Origin of the sequence: Catenuloplanes atrovinosus, from assembly GCF_031458235.1 — a bacterium.
GTDB lineage: Bacteria > Actinomycetota > Actinomycetes > Mycobacteriales > Micromonosporaceae > Catenuloplanes > Catenuloplanes atrovinosus.
In genome coordinates this window covers 6,158,126-6,173,783 of record NZ_JAVDYB010000001.1, presented here as the reverse complement: position 1 = coordinate 6,173,783, position 15,658 = coordinate 6,158,126, and the positions used below count along the sequence as shown (strand labels likewise).

General features: G+C 62.6%; 19 protein-coding genes. 13 read left to right on the top strand and 6 right to left on the bottom strand.

The annotated features are described in order from the left end of the window. Window positions 1–379 precede the first annotated feature (379 nt). From J2S41_RS27330 to J2S41_RS27315, 4 genes are all read left to right on the top strand, one after another. Window positions 380–943: a Uma2 family endonuclease gene (locus J2S41_RS27330; RefSeq protein WP_310371792.1), complete on the top strand. Its 564-nt coding sequence runs from the start codon at window positions 380–382 to the stop codon at window positions 941–943. A gap of 448 nt (window positions 944–1,391) precedes the next feature. Continuing rightward, window positions 1,392–1,700 (top strand): hypothetical protein, encoded by a 309-nt coding sequence (locus tag J2S41_RS27325; protein ID WP_310371790.1) that lies wholly within the window; start codon window positions 1,392–1,394, stop codon window positions 1,698–1,700. A gap of 727 nt (window positions 1,701–2,427) precedes the next feature. Beyond that, window positions 2,428–2,685 carry a type II toxin-antitoxin system Phd/YefM family antitoxin gene (locus J2S41_RS27320; protein WP_310371789.1) on the top strand — a complete coding sequence of 86 codons (258 nt, stop codon included), beginning with the start codon at window positions 2,428–2,430 and terminating at the stop codon, window positions 2,683–2,685. Continuing rightward, a complete protein-coding gene (locus tag J2S41_RS27315; protein ID WP_310371787.1) occupies window positions 2,670–3,068 on the top strand; it encodes a type II toxin-antitoxin system VapC family toxin in 399 nt (132 codons plus the stop codon). The genes J2S41_RS27320 and J2S41_RS27315 overlap by 16 nt, the downstream gene beginning before the upstream one ends. Before the next feature lie 522 nt (window positions 3,069–3,590). Here the strand turns inward: J2S41_RS27315 and J2S41_RS27310 are convergent. Continuing rightward, window positions 3,591–4,139, bottom strand: coding sequence for a restriction endonuclease (locus J2S41_RS27310; RefSeq protein ID WP_310371785.1), 549 nt, complete (start codon window positions 4,137–4,139; stop codon window positions 3,591–3,593). A 253-nt stretch (window positions 4,140–4,392) separates the two neighbouring features. Between J2S41_RS27310 and J2S41_RS27305 the strand changes: the two genes are divergently transcribed. Next, window positions 4,393–8,319, top strand: coding sequence for an NACHT domain-containing protein (locus tag J2S41_RS27305; RefSeq protein WP_310371784.1), 3,927 nt, complete (start codon window positions 4,393–4,395; stop codon window positions 8,317–8,319). A gap of 10 nt (window positions 8,320–8,329) precedes the next feature. Further along, window positions 8,330–8,602, top strand: coding sequence for a hypothetical protein (locus J2S41_RS27300; protein ID WP_310371782.1), 273 nt, complete (start codon window positions 8,330–8,332; stop codon window positions 8,600–8,602). A 202-nt stretch (window positions 8,603–8,804) separates the two neighbouring features. Here J2S41_RS27300 and J2S41_RS27295 read toward each other — a convergent pair whose 3' ends face one another. The 3 genes from J2S41_RS27295 to J2S41_RS27285 form a co-directional block, all read right to left on the bottom strand. Next, window positions 8,805–9,272 (bottom strand): NUDIX hydrolase, encoded by a 468-nt coding sequence (locus J2S41_RS27295; protein WP_310371780.1) that lies wholly within the window; start codon window positions 9,270–9,272, stop codon window positions 8,805–8,807. 157 nt (window positions 9,273–9,429) lie between these two features. Next, window positions 9,430–9,621, bottom strand: a complete 192-nt coding sequence (locus J2S41_RS27290) for a DUF397 domain-containing protein (RefSeq protein WP_310371778.1) — start codon at window positions 9,619–9,621, stop codon at window positions 9,430–9,432. Then, the gene (locus J2S41_RS27285; protein ID WP_310371776.1) at window positions 9,609–10,448 is read right to left on the bottom strand and encodes a helix-turn-helix domain-containing protein; all 840 of its coding nucleotides are present in this window, start codon (window positions 10,446–10,448) and stop codon (window positions 9,609–9,611) included. The genes J2S41_RS27290 and J2S41_RS27285 overlap by 13 nt, the downstream gene beginning before the upstream one ends. Window positions 10,449–10,625: 177 nt before the next feature. Here J2S41_RS27285 and J2S41_RS27280 point away from each other — a divergent pair, with 177 nt between their 5' ends. Then, on the top strand, window positions 10,626–11,048 hold the full coding sequence (locus J2S41_RS27280) for a hypothetical protein (protein WP_310371774.1): 423 nt from the start codon (window positions 10,626–10,628) through the stop codon (window positions 11,046–11,048). Here J2S41_RS27280 and J2S41_RS27275 read toward each other — a convergent pair. Together J2S41_RS27275 and J2S41_RS27270 are read right to left on the bottom strand one after the other, a co-directional pair. Next, window positions 11,027–11,692: a YdcF family protein gene (locus tag J2S41_RS27275; protein WP_310371772.1), complete on the bottom strand. Its 666-nt coding sequence runs from the start codon at window positions 11,690–11,692 to the stop codon at window positions 11,027–11,029. The two genes, J2S41_RS27280 and J2S41_RS27275, sit on opposite strands and share 22 nt — an antisense overlap. Before the next feature lie 21 nt (window positions 11,693–11,713). Beyond that, complete coding sequence (locus J2S41_RS27270; protein ID WP_310371770.1) at window positions 11,714–12,481, bottom strand: GntR family transcriptional regulator; 768 nt, start codon at window positions 12,479–12,481, stop codon at window positions 11,714–11,716. Window positions 12,482–12,976: 495 nt separating this feature from the next. On the opposite strand from J2S41_RS27270, the gene J2S41_RS27265 reads away from it, so the two are divergent. The 6 genes from J2S41_RS27265 (at window position 12,977) to J2S41_RS27240 (ending at window position 15,598) form a co-directional block, all read left to right on the top strand. Continuing rightward, a complete protein-coding gene (locus J2S41_RS27265) occupies window positions 12,977–13,231 on the top strand; it encodes a hypothetical protein (RefSeq protein WP_310371768.1) in 255 nt (84 codons plus the stop codon). Beyond that, window positions 13,228–13,509 (top strand): hypothetical protein, encoded by a 282-nt coding sequence (locus tag J2S41_RS27260; protein WP_310371766.1) that lies wholly within the window; start codon window positions 13,228–13,230, stop codon window positions 13,507–13,509. Before J2S41_RS27265 ends, J2S41_RS27260 begins: the two co-directional genes overlap by 4 nt. Window positions 13,510–13,587: 78 nt before the next feature. Next, window positions 13,588–14,316 (top strand): GntR family transcriptional regulator, encoded by a 729-nt coding sequence (locus J2S41_RS27255; protein WP_310371764.1) that lies wholly within the window; start codon window positions 13,588–13,590, stop codon window positions 14,314–14,316. A gap of 21 nt (window positions 14,317–14,337) precedes the next feature. Then, window positions 14,338–14,727 carry a hypothetical protein gene (locus J2S41_RS27250; RefSeq protein ID WP_310371762.1) on the top strand — a complete coding sequence of 130 codons (390 nt, stop codon included), beginning with the start codon at window positions 14,338–14,340 and terminating at the stop codon, window positions 14,725–14,727. A 122-nt stretch (window positions 14,728–14,849) separates the two neighbouring features. Continuing rightward, window positions 14,850–15,281 (top strand): hypothetical protein, encoded by a 432-nt coding sequence (locus J2S41_RS27245; protein ID WP_310371761.1) that lies wholly within the window; start codon window positions 14,850–14,852, stop codon window positions 15,279–15,281. A 122-nt stretch (window positions 15,282–15,403) separates the two neighbouring features. Continuing rightward, complete coding sequence (locus J2S41_RS27240; RefSeq protein ID WP_310371759.1) at window positions 15,404–15,598, top strand: hypothetical protein; 195 nt, start codon at window positions 15,404–15,406, stop codon at window positions 15,596–15,598. Window positions 15,599–15,658 lie beyond the last annotated feature (60 nt).

Below are 15,658 nucleotides of genomic sequence, written 5' to 3'. Positions count from 1 at the left end.
GACGACCAGCTGGTAGACCGCACCGCTGCATGGGCAGCCGATCGCCGGCCGCACCAGGATCCGGTGAGCGTGCAGAATGACGCGGTGGCTTTGGACCTCTGGTGGGCTGGCCAGCCCGATGAGCGTTTCTGGATGGAAATCACCGATCGCCCGATCGAAGACCTTGGAGCCGATCTCTACGCGCCAAGTCGTGGAAGCCGGCGGACGGTGACCTCTCACCTACCAGGTACCGGTACGAACTCCCCGACCGGTAGGCCGCGTCCGCGCGACTGCCTTCGGACGGGCGACCACGGCACGCGCTCGTGCGCCGACATGGCACCGTTCGCTCGATCGGGGGAGAGGGGCGGCGGGCGACCGCATAGTCGATTATGTTGACCGCATGCCGATGCGAGGAGCGATGACCGTCAGTGACCTGGCCGACTCGGGCCGGACCCTGCGCCATGAACTCATCAACGGCAACCTGTACCCGCTGACGCTCTCCGGACTGCATCAGATCATCTGCCGAAAGCTCGCCGACGCCCTGGAGCCGGAACGGCACGACTGGGCGAACTTCCTGCCGCTGTGCAACATGTCGCTGGAGGTCGACCGACACAACGCACCCCGCGCGGACGTCGTGATCGCACCCCTGCGGCACTTCGGCCGCACCACGATCCCGGCGAGGCACCTGCTGCTCGTGGCCGAGGTGCTGTCCCCCGACTCCCAGGACCGGGACCGAGGCGAGAAAGCCGACCTCTACGCCCACGCCGGCGTCCCGGCCTACTGGCTCATCGACCCCGACGCCGCCCAGGTCACGCTGACCGCCCACCGCCTGAACGCTTCCGGCTACCAAACGGTCTTCCAGGGCGACCGCCTATTCCAAGCCGATTGGCCCTGGCCCGCCACCATCGACCTGCGCGCCATGACCACCGGCAGAAACCGAATCCGCGACTCCGGCCGACATTAACGCCGCACGGCCCACGCGAACTACGCAGCAAATCCATACGGCAAATCGCGCAAACCGACCCCCGACCTGCGATAACAAGCTGATTCCGAAGATCTCGCCGCCCACCTGATCGCCAACGGCAGGCAAGACCAACAGCGCCGGAACGCAAGCATCCACACCGTGCGGGTCTGGGAACTCGGCCCCCGGGTTTCGTGCGGAACGACCTGGTCAGCGCACTCCGCCGACACCCCAAGCGGAGCGGACGACGGGAATCGAGCCCAAGGGAACCGGAAAGCAGCTCAGCGGCGCGGCAGCCGATCGCCGGAATCCACCACGGCACTTAGCCACCCGCAGCGATCGTCGGGACCTGCCCCCGCGGACCGCTCGCCGGAAAGGCGTCGCCCAGGCGGTCGGCGAGGTGCAGACTCAATCAGCTCACCGCCAGATTCCGGCCCAGTGGAGGACATGCATGGCCATCGTGAAGAAGGGCAGTCGCCTGCTCACCATCGACGACACCACCTTCCGCTGGAAGGTGCGCCACAAGCCCAGCTACAGCCAAGCTATCGGCGCAGTGCTCACCTTCGCGGTCGAACTGGCCGTAGATCCGGGCCGAACCCTCGTGGTCTTCACCCCTTGGCACCGCCCGGACAACTGGCTGGAAATCCCGGGACGAGCGATCACACCCCGCATCGTCGAGAACGCCGTGCGGACCGCCCTCGCTGCTGGCTGGCACCCGAACGAGCCTGGCCCCCAGCGGCGACTCGCCATAGACGCCTGATCGCTCAACCGGTCGCCGCGCCGCGCTCAAGGCGAACTCATCTTCGGCCAACCCAAGTCCGCCGCCGTCCGCCGCGTGGTCACTCTTCCGGTAATCGCCCGCGCCACGCTCGAAGCGCACCCGAAAGAGCACGACGACGACGGTGACGAGGGCGCGCTGCTCCGCACCGGCAACTTCCGCCGCGCGGTCAAGTGGGAGGATGCACTCAAGGCGGCCAAGGATGCCGGCCGACTCCCACTTCCACGACCTGCGCCACACCGGTAACACCCTGGCAGTCTCGACGCAGCCCAAGACGGCCAGCAGGAACCAGCCCTAGTCGCCAACGGCACGTTAATGGCACCCGAGATCGACCACGCCGGAACGCAAGCAATCCGCACCGTGGGGGTCTGGGGGCTCGGCCCCCAGGCAGCATGCGGAACGCCCTGGTCAGCGCCTTCCGCTGACACACCAACCCCAAGTGGAGCGGACGACGGGAATCGAACCCGCGTAATCCCTTTGGAGGATCTCGCCGGGCTGGGGTGATCGTCCGGTTCTGCCTGGTGAAAACGGGTGTCGTGCTGTCCGAACGCGACCAGTGGTGGCCTGGATTGGTGGCACGCGCGTTGGCCGTCGCTGCGATGTTGCGCGAGGCGCGAGGCCGTTCCTCAGAGTCCGGTCCTGTGGGGCGCCCGCCCAGCTCTGACGAGGAATCTCTTCCTGAAATCTGATAATCAGATATGGTGGTGCCATGCGAACTATCTCCGCCACCGAGGCGTCGCGACGGTTCTCTGATCTGCTCGACGCGATCGAGCACGGCGAGACCGTTACCGTGACGCGCGGAAGCCGCCCCATCGCCGAGATCCGCCCGGCCCGCCGGCGAACCGGCCGCGACCTTCGTGCCGCGCTGTCCGAGGTCCCACCGCCCGATGACGAGTTCGAGCATGACGTCGCCGAGGCCCTGACCTACGTCAGCAACGATGAGACGGACCCGTGGGCCGGCGCCTGATCCTCGATACCAACGTGCTCATCGCCTATGAGCGCGGGAAGATCGACCGTGCCGTTTTCGATGACGACGAACTCGCGGTCGCCGCGGTCACCATCGCCGAATATCGTGTCGGCATCGAGCTTGCCGACAGCGCTGCCCGTGCAGCCGATCGGGCGCGGGCGCTGGCGGCGATCGTTTCGTCCGTCGACGTGCTCGAATATACGGAGGCGACAGCCGCCCATCATGCCCGCCTCATCGCGCACGTACGACGGAGTGGAACGCCACGCGGCGCACACGATTTGATCATCGCCGCTCACGCATCGGAGACCGGACGTACCGTCATCACCTCGGACGCCCAAGCCCGGTTCGGAGACCTGCCTGGCGTTTTAGCCACTCAGCCGTAGGGCGACAGTAGGCTCTGCTCCACTACTGGCTCGCAAGATCAACCATGCCGGAACGTCAGCATCCGCACCGTGGGGGTCTGGGGGCTCGGCCCCCAGGAATTATGCGGAACGCCCTGGTCAGCGCTCTCCGCTGACAGGCTGACCGGAAGTGGAGCGGACGACGGGAATCGAACCCGCGTAATCAGTTTGGAAGATCTCGCCGCGTTGGGATGATCGTCCGGTTTTGCCTGGTGAAAGCGGGTGACGTGCTGCCCGATCATGACCGTACGGGGCCGGTTGCGGCCTGAGTTAGTGGCACGGCGTCTCGGCCGCCGCCGCATGGCGCGTCAGCGCCGGCGGCGGCCTCACTGCCCCGGATCGCAAGCGGTCCGGGGCACTTGCCGTCCGCGTCCGGCACCGCGCGAAAGCCGACCCGAGCAGACCGGTGGCAAGCCGCGCAGCGGCGCGGCAGCCGATCGCCGGACGCCACGACGCAACCCAGCCACCCACGCGATCGTCACGCTCCGGCGCCGCGGGCGTTTCTCAGACCGACTCGCCGGGCCGCAGCCAGAGGTAGAGCATGAAGTCCATCTCCGTGATCTCCTCCGCGTCATGCGGCGGAAGAAACCCAGCTTCCTGCGCCGGCTGACGCTGCCCAGGGATCATCGGCTCTCGGTTGCGACCGGGGCGGTTGAGCGCGATCGGCATGATCGCCGGGTGCCGCATCCTGGCGGCGCGGGCTCGGGCCGTCGTGGTGAATCCAGATACGGCGTAGAGGATGCCGCAGTCCGCCGCGATGTCCACCAGCTTCTCCGCGAACCGCTCAACCGCACCGGTGCCCACGGCGTGCCGGCCTTGGTCGCACTCGATGGCAACCGCGACCTCCTGCCCCACCACCGGCCCCCAGATCAGCATCTCGACCGCCTGAGGCTGGCCACTGAGCCTCCCTACGAGGCTGCGGTTGTAGAGCGCGTGGGGCCGCTCATCGAAACAGAAGGTGAGTCGGCTGATCGAGCGCTGATACCGCTCCAGCGCCTCACTCTCATCCGCGTCCAGCTCCGGCGCGACATGGGCATCGTCGGAAGAAACCATGCCGAGACGCTAGAAGCGTTCAACTCCGACAAGTCGCCCAGCATGTGCGTCGCCGGTGGCCGATGCCGGCCGCAGGCCGCCAGCAGGCCACCGGCGACGCGGCGCCGCTTGCGGCGCCCTTGATCCAGGAGAGAAAGATTCGGCAGTTCAACAGGCGGGGCAAGTGATCGTGATGCAACTGCGTGTAATCTGCGCGGACTGATGCGTTCGCCATCGAATCACGGTGGCGGTGAAGGCTGGAAGGAGCCCTTGAGTGGATTATCGGTTGAGTGGCCTGTCCACCCGCACTTTCGAACATCTAGTTCAAGCGCTATCGCTGAAGGAGGTAGGAAACCATGTTACTCCTTTCGGTGACGGCCCAGACGGAGGGCGCGAGGCGACCTTCTCGGGCCGGACGAATTACGGCGCGGATGGTGATAAGTGGGATGGATATGGGATTATTCAGGCGAAGTTTAAGCAACGGGATGGAGTAAAAGACGGGACCTGGGCGGAACTGGAACTAGCGAAAGAGTTGGCGGCATTTGAAGAAAGAAAAAACCCGAGAAGAATTCCCGAATACTATATCTTTGCAACTAATGTAGTGCTCACGGCGGTGCAGGACTCTGGATCTAGAGATAAAATTGAAACAATCTTGTCAGCATTTGCGCAAAAGCATTCCCTTAAAGGTTATGCCGTTTGGGATTACGACAAAATTCGCATTCTGCTAGACAATAATCTTGACGTTCGGCGATCAAACTTCGCGTGGATTGCTGCTGGTGATGTTCTGTACGATCTTGCGGAGCAGTTGAGCGGCCGACGTCCGGATTTCCACAAAGTTCTAGTGAAACTCTTGCAGAGTGATCTAGCTGCCGACCGGAACGCAAAGCTTGAACAGGCCGGCAACTCTGCGGACGACAAGATTCCTCTCTCGCAGGTTTTCGTCGATCTGCCGGTTTCGCACGTCCAAGTGAATGGAGTAGATGAATCGTTTCTGTATTACCTTGAAAGGGGAGAGAATTTTGCATCACTTATGGTGGCTGCTGGCGATGAGCCGTTATCTAGCGTGCGGCGACTCAACCTTGACAAGAATGAGGGCAAGCGGGACGCCGGTAGATATGTTTTGGTAGGAGGTCCGGGGCAGGGAAAGACAACGTTAGGGCAATTTGTATGTCAAATTTACCGAACTGCATTACTCTCCGAGGTTGAGGGGATCGCTATTGAGGAGTCGGCGCGCCTTGCCCTGATGGATATCAGGGAGCAGTGGCGATCTGGTCGACTTCCAATGCCGGTTGCCAAGCGGCTGCCATTTCGAATCGTTCTAAGCGAATTTGCTGAGAGGCTTGCGAGTGGGACCTGTGATGGCCTGCTTGATTACCTTTCCAAATATATCTCGAAGAGGGTTGCCGCCACGCTTGAGTCTAGTGACGTCCGAGAACTCATGCTGCTCCATCCTTCCTTGTTGGTTCTGGATGGATTGGACGAGGTTCCCTCCTCTACCAACCGTGCAGAAGTACTAAATTGCGTTCGCGATTTCCGCATTGATGCCACGGCGGAGGGCATTGATATTCTGATAATCGCGACGAGTAGGCCGCAGGGCTATAACGATGACTTCTCGCCGGACTTGTATCGTCATCTCTATCTCGTTCCTTTGCCACCGAAAATCGCGCTCGAATATGCAGAGCGGCTAACACAGATTCGCTTCGGCTCGGATCCCGCTCGGTATGAGAAAGTCATCAGTCGACTCAAGCGTGCATCTGTAGAATCTGCAACGGCGCGCTTGATGCAGAGCCCATTGCAGGTGACAATCATGACGTTGTTGGTTGACCGGATGGGTCAACCTCCTCAGGAAAGGTGGGCTCTCTTTAGCGAATACTACAATCTCATTTATCAGCGGGAGATTGAAAGGCAAATCCCGGCGGCGACTGTTCTTCGCGACTTTCGCAGCGATATCGATGCAATTCACAACCAGGTCGGCTTGGTTCTGCAGATCGAATGTGAGCGTTCTGGCAGCACGGACGCAAAGCTAACGACTGAGCAGTTTTCCTCAATCGTGTTGAACTACCTTAAAAAGGAGGGACATGAGGAGCCTATTCTCGGTTCGCTGGCTCAGAGGATTATAGATGCGGCTGCTCATCGGCTGGTCTTTCTGGTCGGATTGGAGTCCGACAGGGTTGGTTTCGAGATTCGATCACTTCAGGAATTCATGGCTGCGGAAGGAATTTTGGAGGGCAAGGACGATGTAATCGAGAGTCGACTTCGTCACATCGCGCCCATATCGAGTTGGCGGAATGTACTTCTTTTTGCGGCTGGTAGATGTTTCACGGCTACCGGTCGTAAGTATCTTCGCGAAAAGGTTACGTCGATTTGTGCAGAACTTAATGATGACGTAGCGGATGAGCTGAGCATGAATACCTTGGCGGGATCACGTTTGGCTCTGGAGCTTCTAGAAGATGGACCAGCGGCTCGACAGCCTATCTTCTCTAGGATGTTGACACGACTTGCCTTTCGGGCAATTGGTATGGAAGACCTCGATCACTGGAAGCGGCTGCTGTCCACCTACAGTGATACAACGGCATCTGTGTTCTTGGATGAAATTAGTGAGAGGTACGGTGATGGCCAAGGAAGCTCTTGTAGGGTCGCAGCTCTTTCTGCAGCCAAGCTAATAGATTTTGGCGCGAATTTTGAACTACCTTGGGTGCGTGATCTTGACTCGATTGTTGAAGCGGCGGAAATAGAGCAGTTAAGATCGATTTTGTTCCTTTCTGAGGGGAGGCCCGGCCTGTTGAGGCAGGCGCTTATTTCTTCGTTGTTGAGGCTTTCGCCGTTGGCTCTTTCGCATATTGGCCCACCGCGATCTATCGCTTCCATTTGGCAGAGTCCGCCGGATCCGCCGATCTGGCTAGAGCAGTTGCATGGTATTGGAAATCGCCGACTGCAGGCTCTGAGATTTGAGATTCCTGTAGAGTCCGAGGGTCGTACCTTGGTGAGAATTGAGGTAATCTCGGTAAGCCAAAATCTTCCTTTCCTGCAGGAGATTCTTGATATCTCGGGAAGTGGACCGGAATGGAATTTCCTCAAGGCCATGGTTGTATTTGTAAATTCGCCGAGCGTGGAATCGATGATAGATGTACTGACGACCGCCTCCTTGGCTGATGTGGGTGATGTAGGGGCGATTGCTAGGTCCTTTGCGCCCTGGCCTCTTTTGGCGCCGCTCATTGCTGGAACGTCTGAAATGGCCCTATGGGATGACCTTGCAGTGGATGTTAGAGCAGGGCGCTGGGGGTTGGGTTTGGCTGATTGGGTAGAGAAGGAGGCAGTTCTTGCTTCCGGTATCTCGGTGGAGGAGCTAGCTCAACGCACCGATCTACTTTATGGCTCGGATCTGAAAATCGGTGAGGACGCAAATGACCCTGTGGCCTATCTGGACTTGATCGATAGTTTACCTAGATGGCACGGGGATGAGTTTCTTGCGCTGCCAATCCATGGGCTAATGTTCGGCGAGCGTAGTCGAGCCGCGCATGGCGCCGATGAGCGCGTCGGCCGTCCCGCGTGGATGAACCGCGCGGTGCGTTGGATGGTAGAGCGGCACCCGCCGCTGGGGCACTTGGTAATCGAAGACGTTGACTTAGTTGATCTCGGCGATCCTTTCTGGCGAGAGTGGATCGAGTCGTTTGGCTCCTCTGACATGAATATGGTTTTTTATCACGAGAGATCATCGTCTGCGATTTTTCAAATTGCCCTTTCCATTTGGAAGGCGGGGCGTTCTTCCAAGGTGCTCCCGGCTCTTGCGGTGTGTGCTCAATCTCCCAAGGTTCCGACGATAGAATTTCTCCGTCTTGACCTCGATGGTCTTGGTGTGCTCTCTCCGTTGGAAAGGTTTGCGGCGGTTATTCTTCGTGTTCGAGCATGGGGACTTGCGGGCCTTTATGATGAGGTGCGCTCCTTGGTGTCAGAGTATGATGAATTTACCCCCGGGCCAATTATTGGCGCATTGAGGTGCGCGACCTCTGTCGACTTCGAGGTTGAGGTTGTGGCTTTGTATCGCCTGCTGAGGGCTGTGGGCTCGCCTCACCTAGACAGTATTGTGATGGAAATGAGGCGCGTCCTTTCGGCTAGGCGAAGTGATTTGCTTACCGAAGGGGTGTGGCGCGACCTCGCCCTGCCTTCTTATCTGCGGCTAGTGGTGGTAGAGAATGGATAATATAGGGCGGGTGATTGCGGTTCAGATCAATTGGCGCTTGAGGTGTCAGTTTCATTGCTCGTGGGAGTTTCGACACGATGGGCTGAAAGGACTCGGCTCGTGGATGCGTATAGTCAATCTGCTGCCGTGGGCGGGGATACGGATCGGGCCGTTCAAGCTTTCTGGCCCTTTGCGCTGGCTGGGCGCTAATCGCCCGGCCAGCTGCGGCACAGGCGTGGATGCATTGGGTGTTGCGGACCGTGGTGCCGATGAGCTTCTTTTCGGTGCCGATAAATTGAAGTAGTCGCTGATGGGGGTGGGCCTGAGTAGTAAAAGATATTGACATCAGGATAATGCTTTGCGCAGATGGAGTAGCGGCGTCGCTGTTAATAGGGGCGGACGGCAGGGTGACGGTTTTGGTGTTCTTATAGCCCGTTTTCGTGAGCAGTTCACGGAACAGAACGCGTTGCGGCTGCGGACCGGACGTAGGAACGATTGCAGAGCGTCTAACCGACGTACGGTGGTCCGCCGGCTAGGCCGTGCCGGATTCGCAGCAGCATCGACGGATGGATCGAGAGCTTGTCGACCTCGCTAGGTGAGATCCACGCAACCGAGGTGGACTCGCTGCTGGTGCGGATGTCACCGCTGACCGCCTCGGCGTGGAAGCAGAGGGAGAACTCCTGACGGACCTCGCCGTCGTCGTAGGCGATCACGTGGCCGGGGTCAGAGTAGATGCCGGAGATCCCGGTGACCTCGACGAGGATGCCGGTCTCCTCCTCAACCTCGCGGACGACGGCTTGGCTGACCGACTCGCCCAGGTCCTGAGCGCCACCGGGCAACGCCCAGAACCCATTGTCCGATCGACGGATGAGCAACAGCCGGCCCTCGTCGTCCCGGACGACGGCGCCGACCGCGACGACGAGCGAGTTGGCCTGCGGTGCGCGCGGGTCGTTGAGGTAGTCGGTCTTGCTCATGCTTTCCGCCGCTGGCTCGGCGGGCGTCGCGTTCGCCCAGATGGCGTCGAAGCTCGAAGCGTACGTGCTGAACAGGTCGTCCTCGCCTGCGCGGCGGAGGTGGATGGCGGTGGTGTGCGGTCGGATCTTGCCGTAGATGTGCGAGCTGACCAGCGTCTTATTTGTTCGCCTGGCCCGAGAGTGTGTGGATGAAGGCGCTCCATGATGAGCTGCTTATCCGGAGGAACGGGCCGGGGACGGCTTTGCTGTCCCGGATCAGGACGTGATCGCTTGATACTGTCGCGACCTCGACGCAATGGCCGCCGTTGGGGCTGCTGCGGGTGGACTTCTTCCAAGTCAAGTTGTCCATGACTCTGATGCCTCCTGGATCAGCTTGAGGGACTGCCGTTGAGGAAGGGCTTCCCCTAGTAGACCTTCCCAGATGTGGTGGATGGCATCAACGTCTGTCGTGGCCTCGATGACCAGGCCGCGGAGTTGAGTGTCGATGTACGCGACCTCAGGATGGCCTGGGATTGTGGCGAGTGCGAAGGCGCCGGCTAGGCCTCGGTGTGTGCCTACCTCGGTGCGGAGGATGTGGATCTCGATGGTGCCGGTGCGGCCGACCGTGGCTAGGTGGTCGAGTTGATGACGCATCAACTCGGGAGTGGCGCCGACGGGGCGGTAGAGGACTGCCTCTTCGAGGATCGTGATGAGCCGTGGTGGGTTTGGGCGGCTGAATATCTGTTGCCGGTCGATGCGGGCCGTTACTGCGCGCTGGAGCGTGTCCTCGTCGGCTGCTGGGTCGCCGGTCTGGAACATGGCGTGCGCGTAGGCGGGGATCTGTAGCAGGCCGTCCAGGACGAGTGGTTGGTATGAGCGGAGCGTGGTGGCGGCCTGCTCGATGTCTGCCCAGGGGCGGAACCACTCGGGCAGGGTCTCTCGGGTTGCGGTCGCCTGGGCGGTTTCCAAGAGGCGGATGAGAAGGCCGGCTGTGCCGAGTGTCTCGTCGGCACGCCGGACGAGGGCGTCGCTGGGTAGGCGCCGGCCGGTCTCAACGGCGGAAATCTGGCTGTCAGAGAAATGGATCTCTGCGCCTAGTTCTTGCTGAGTTATGCCGCGAGATTCGCGTGCGATCCGCAGTTCTCTGCCTAGGGAAACCAGCGTCGGGTGTGGGGTACGTGATTGGTCCCCGATCATGGTGCACCACAGCCGTTCCTCATGAATGATCTCGGATTCCCTTACTGGCTAGCTGCTTCGGACTTTCGGTCTTGGGGAGTCGGAGCGATTCCATCGATCGGTGCTATCGGAAATAGTTCTTGTGCCGAGGCAGCCGTGGCATCCGCCGCGACTGGTGCCCTTGTCTGAGGAGAGTTGATGTCTGCGGAGATTATTGAAGGCGAGACGGAAACGAAGAGCGGCGATCACCCGCTCTGGTGTGATCCGGCTGAGTGCTGGGTGGAAACGGTGGGTGCATGGCATCGATCGCGCATGGAGTTCATTCAATTGAGTGATGCGCTGGGTACTCGGGTTGGAATCCGCCTGCTCAGGTGCACATCGTTGCCGGACGTGACCTTCGTCGAATTCGAGGCGTATGCCGTCGACGTTGATGAGCCGGTGATGGAGCTGATCCTCGTGCAGGAAGACCTTGAGAAGTTCTCCTGGCTGCTCGGGTCCATGTCGCGCGCCTTGGGCACGGAGATGGCGCGGCCCGTGGTCCTTGCGATTCCAGGAGCGAGAGGGACAGGCCAGGCGAGGCCGGCTTCGAGCTTGAGCCCTCAGACCAGGCGGCTTGTGTAGCCGGCTGCCACGAGGCGCTTGTATGCCGCGCGGACTGAGTCGGGCATCGGCTGGGGGATTGCCCAGCCGGCCTCGGCCCAGGTGTCGATGCGCTGGGTGTCGCCGACCATGGTGTCGATGACCTTCTTGGCGTTGCCGATGAAGGCGAAATACTCGTCGATCGGCAGGGGGTGCGAGGCGCAGATGACCTCGACCTCGGGCCAGTGCTTCTTGGTGATGGAGTAGCCGCGTCGCTGCTGGTAGGGGCGGGACATGAGGGTGACGGTCTTGATGTCCTTGTAGCCGCGCTCTTCCAGCAGCTCGCGGGACAGGATGATGTTCTCGGCGGTGTGCCGTGCCTTGGTCTCGATGAGGATCGCCTCGTCGGGGACGCCGTGCTCAAGGGCGTACTCGCGATAGTGCACGGCTTCGCCGCGGGGGAAGACCTCGACCGTGGGTGGGGCGTTGGCTCCGGTGAAGAGCAGGATCGGGTACATGCCGCGGTGGTAGAGGTCAGTGCCGATCATGGCTACGCCGATGTCGTGGCTGCCCAGTCCGATGCCGATGTCGGTCGGGCGGAGTTCGTGGCCCATCTGGTGGTAGTTCCACAGGGTCTCGACATCCTCGCGGATCTCGGCGGGGATGACGGCGGAGCTGTTCGGCATGGCGTGGCCTCCGAGCGTGGGTCAGTCGGGGATCTGGAAGTGGTAGGTCCAGGCGAAGCGGGATGCGGCGTGGACGCCGCGGGCGAACTCGATCGGGCGTCCCTCGGCCGTGTAGGTGGTGCGGTGCAGGATCATCACCGGTTCGCCGGCGGGGAGCTGGAGCTGCTCGATCTCGTCGGGTGACGGCATCCGGGCGCGGATTGTCTCCGTCATGTTGTCCGGCTCCAGGCCCTGGCTGGTGAGGACGGCGAAACCGCCACCGCGGCCGGCCGGGCCGGCCTTCGCGTCGACGAGCGGAGTGCCTTCGACGTCTTCCGGGCGGTAGTAGCTGGTCAGGGTGTGCGTCGGGACGTTGGCTTCCTTGACCAGGCGTGCCCTCTCGTAGACCGGATCACCGACCTCCAGGCCGAGCGCTTCGGCGATGTCGGCGTCCGCGGTCGTCATCCGTACCGTCTGGGTCTGGTCTCCGGGTTGCCATGGCCGGCCGGTGGCCTCGCGGTCGGCAGCGAACGCGACCAGGCCGGTGCCCTTCCACTTGCTCTTCGCGTAGCGGTCGGCACCGAGGCGCTTCATCGGCACCCGCGGGCGGACCACGGTGCCGCGACGGCGGACCGGGGTCACGAGACCTTCGGCTTCGAGGATGCGTACCGCCTGGCGGACGGTCTTGATGTTGACGCCGTGCAGCGTCGCGATCTCGTCCTGCTTGGGCAGCGTGGTGCCCTCGGCGTACTCGCCTTGCAAGATCGCCGTTCGCAGGATGGCTGCCAGCTCGCGGTAGCCGGTGGTCATGGGTTCCTCCTCGATCGAGCGCCCTGAAGCTAGCACCTCGGAGCGCCAGTTTCTTTGTTAGGGGTAGCTCTATTGACACTTCGGACCTGCCACGGCTCTAATAGGGCTAGCTCTAATGGTGGTGGCTGGGAGGTCGGATGTCGGCGAGCGAGATCGAGACGGGTGTCTCCAAGCGGTGCCCGGATCGGGACGAGCGGGTCGGGCATCCGCTTCCCGCCGCTGCTGTGGAGTTTCTGGTCTGTGCCTCGTGTCGGGGGTTCGGCTGGAAGTACGTGGTCAGGCGGTCGGCCATGCGCGTGATGGCCTACACCTGCGAACGGGCCGACGCGTCGTTTCGTCGGCCGTGCCTGGACTGCGGCGGCTCTGGGAAGCAGCCGCGTCCTGATGTGGCGTCGAGGCGGGCCAAGCTCGCGCCGATTCTCTCTCCCGGCTCGCAACAGGAGTAGGAGGGCCCGCCTCGGCGTCCTTCGCCATCCGACTTCGGTGGAGGACGTAATGAATCCCAAGGCCGGCGACGTTCTGATCGTTGATCGGCAAGCGTCGGTGCAGTTCAACGGCGCCAACGCGCTGATTCTGCGGGTGATCTCGGTGTCGGACAGGGCGACCTACGACGGATGGGCCTGGGTTCTCGGCTACGTCCTCGACCCCGTGACTGGTGAAGCGACCGTACGACGAGAGGTCTTCGTGCTCCGCGGTGGTCTGCGATGTGCCGCGCCGGGGCGATGGCCGTTGAGGAGGGTTGGGCGATGACGGTCTACCTGACCGCCGAGGCTCGTTCCGAGCTGCGGGAGGCGCAGCGGCAGTTGGATCGGCATACCGATCTCGCCAACGACGGGCGGTGCCCGGTCTGCGACCTTGAGGGACCATGTCCTCTGCGGCGCGCGGCGTTGCGAGTGTTCGGTCGCTACTCACGGTTGCCATCGCGGCAGCCCGGCGCCACTCGCCCGCAGTTGATCGGGCTTCGCAGGGTTGGCGTCCGGACGGAGTGGTTCGGCGTTCATGCGGTTGACGAGTCCTCTGACGCGTGACCGTTCTTGCCTGCTCATGCGTATCAGGTTTAGTGTCTTGTGTTGTCAAGTAGGGTTGTCGGAGCTGGGTGGGTGTGTGTGAGCGCGTACGAGGTGCCAACGCCGAAGTACCTGCGGGTGCTCAACACCATCCGTGAGCGCATCGAGAACGACACATACCCGCCGGGCACGTCGCTGCCGTCGGAGAACACCCTCGCGAAGGAGTTCGGGGTCGCGCGGCCGACCGTGCTGAAGGCGTTGGGCATCCTGCGTCAGGACGGGTGGATCGAGTCGCAGCAGGGCAAGGGCCACTTCGTGCGTGGCCGGCCCTCCGCCGCCGGCGTCTCCCCGCAGTACGCGCGCGAAGCGTTGTATCTGGACGAGACCGTAGCGACCGAGATCCTGCATGTGGGGCCGGTGCTGGCCTCGCCTCGAATCGCGGCCTCGCTGCACATCCCGGAGGGCACGCCGGTCTACGAGCGTCGGCGCCGGACGGTGTCGGAGTCCGGGCCGGTCGACATGGTCTCCACGTTCGTTCCGGTGGATGTCGCGGTCGGCACGGACATCATCAAGCCGATCCCGATCACGGGCAACCTGCTCGATCACATCGCCCAAGCGCGCGGCATCCGCGGCGACTACGTGATCGAGCGGCTGACCGCCCGCCGCATTACGGCGGACGAGGCCGCGGCTCTCGACGTGCCCGACGACGAGCCGGTGATCAGCACCGTGATTACGGTGTATCAGTCCTCGGGTGAGGCCGTGTTGGCGTCGGTGCTGGTGATGCCCGGTTCGCGGCATGAGATCGACGACGCGTATCCGCTGCCCTGACGATGGCGCGCAATCGCGCGGATGAGCGGCGGTCACGTCGTCGCGCCCGTCCTTGAGGCGGTAGAAAGCATCCAGGGGTACGGGACCGAGCGCCTCTTGCTGTCGCTGGCCGGGTCCGGGGGCGCGTTGGAGATCAGCTTGCAGCCGTTCTCCGGGCTCCCGCGGATGGCGCTGTCAGTTCGGGACGTCCGGGTCTTCGCCATGGATCGCGAAGCCCGCGATGGGATGCCCTTCTTCGACTTCACCGCACAGGTCATCGAGCCTCCCGAGCCGCGGCCGGCCCTGTTGCCTGTGCGTCTGGCTTCCAGTGCGGACAGGCCGTCGCTGTTGTGGCCGCACGGTGACGGTCCAACGTCGACGTTCGATGTGGTTGCCGCCGTCGTCCAAGTGCTCAACCAGATCGGTCGGTAACCGTCCGGATGCTCATCATCTGAAATTCCGAAGATCCGCCGTTGCTTGTGTGCACAAGCCGGCCTAGCTTGTTTACATAAGCGGTCATCGCTTGGGTGGCTGTGTAGCTAGGAGGCTGGTTCGTGGTTCCGCTGACGTTGAAGGTGCCGGTGCCGTCTGAGTACGTCTTTCCGCGCGGGGCGCTCTGCCTGGGTGTGGATGCGCAGGTCGACTTCGATCGGCGCGGGGAGGCGGACAACCAGGCGCGGGACAAGGAGACGGGGGAGCGGGTCTGGGTCGTCAAGGTGATGGACCTGGACCCGGAGGCGGGGAAGTTCGGGCGGACGACCGAGGTGAAGGTGAAGGTTGTGGCGCCGCATCAGCCGGTGCCGCCGGCGTCGACCGTGCCCGGCTATCCGCCGGCGGTGGAGTTCGACGGGCTGACGATCACGCCGTATGTGGACGGCAACCGCTGTGGCGGGTCGTCGAGCAAATGCCGGGCGCGGATGGCGTATTCACTGCGCGCTACCGGAATGCGTGCCGCGGGGGTCGTGCCCGGCGCGGCTGCTGCTTGAGCAGATGTTGACGCGGGGCGGGCCGTCCTCCGACCAAAGACTTCGGCCCGGCCCCGCGCTGCCAACCCGTACCCCTTGGAAGGAGTGGGGCTGTGAAGCCCACGGTAGATGAGGCTGCCCCGATGCAGTCGATCGGCGCGCAACTGTCGGCGTTGCTGCGTGCGATGCCGGACCGGAGCGCGAGCGACCTGGAGCGGGCGGCGTGGTTCGACGCGAAGGCTGACCTGCTGGAGCGCGTCGGGTCCGCGGAAGCGGTCGAGCTGGCGGTCACGGCGCGGGAGACCGCGGCCCGGCTGCGCGGTTCGGGGGTGGCGTGATGACCACGGCCACGCTGTTCACGATCGTCGGGCTGCACTGTGGTGCGCCGTCGACGGTCT

What these genes read in the sequence shown, in the direction of transcription:
- J2S41_RS27330 (WP_310371792.1), top strand. Translation starts at nt 380, where the DNA reads ATGCCGATGCGAGGAGCGATGACCGTCAGTGACCTGGCCGACTCGGGC.
- J2S41_RS27325 (WP_310371790.1), top strand. Translation starts at nt 1,392, where the DNA reads ATGGCCATCGTGAAGAAGGGCAGTCGCCTGCTCACCATCGACGACACC.
- J2S41_RS27320 (WP_310371789.1), top strand. Translation starts at nt 2,428, where the DNA reads ATGCGAACTATCTCCGCCACCGAGGCGTCGCGACGGTTCTCTGATCTG.
- J2S41_RS27310 (WP_310371785.1), bottom strand. Translation starts at nt 4,139, where the DNA reads ATGGTTTCTTCCGACGATGCCCATGTCGCGCCGGAGCTGGACGCGGAT.
- J2S41_RS27295 (WP_310371780.1), bottom strand. Translation starts at nt 9,272, where the DNA reads ATGAGCAAGACCGACTACCTCAACGACCCGCGCGCACCGCAGGCCAAC.
- J2S41_RS27290 (WP_310371778.1), bottom strand. Translation starts at nt 9,621, where the DNA reads ATGGACAACTTGACTTGGAAGAAGTCCACCCGCAGCAGCCCCAACGGC.
- J2S41_RS27285 (WP_310371776.1), bottom strand. Translation starts at nt 10,448, where the DNA reads ATGATCGGGGACCAATCACGTACCCCACACCCGACGCTGGTTTCCCTA.
- J2S41_RS27280 (WP_310371774.1), top strand. Translation starts at nt 10,626, where the DNA reads ATGTCTGCGGAGATTATTGAAGGCGAGACGGAAACGAAGAGCGGCGAT.
- J2S41_RS27275 (WP_310371772.1), bottom strand. Translation starts at nt 11,692, where the DNA reads ATGCCGAACAGCTCCGCCGTCATCCCCGCCGAGATCCGCGAGGATGTC.
- J2S41_RS27270 (WP_310371770.1), bottom strand. Translation starts at nt 12,481, where the DNA reads ATGACCACCGGCTACCGCGAGCTGGCAGCCATCCTGCGAACGGCGATC.
- J2S41_RS27265 (WP_310371768.1), top strand. Translation starts at nt 12,977, where the DNA reads ATGAATCCCAAGGCCGGCGACGTTCTGATCGTTGATCGGCAAGCGTCG.
- J2S41_RS27260 (WP_310371766.1), top strand. Translation starts at nt 13,228, where the DNA reads ATGACGGTCTACCTGACCGCCGAGGCTCGTTCCGAGCTGCGGGAGGCG.
- J2S41_RS27250 (WP_310371762.1), top strand. Translation starts at nt 14,338, where the DNA reads ATGAGCGGCGGTCACGTCGTCGCGCCCGTCCTTGAGGCGGTAGAAAGC.
- J2S41_RS27240 (WP_310371759.1), top strand. Translation starts at nt 15,404, where the DNA reads ATGCAGTCGATCGGCGCGCAACTGTCGGCGTTGCTGCGTGCGATGCCG.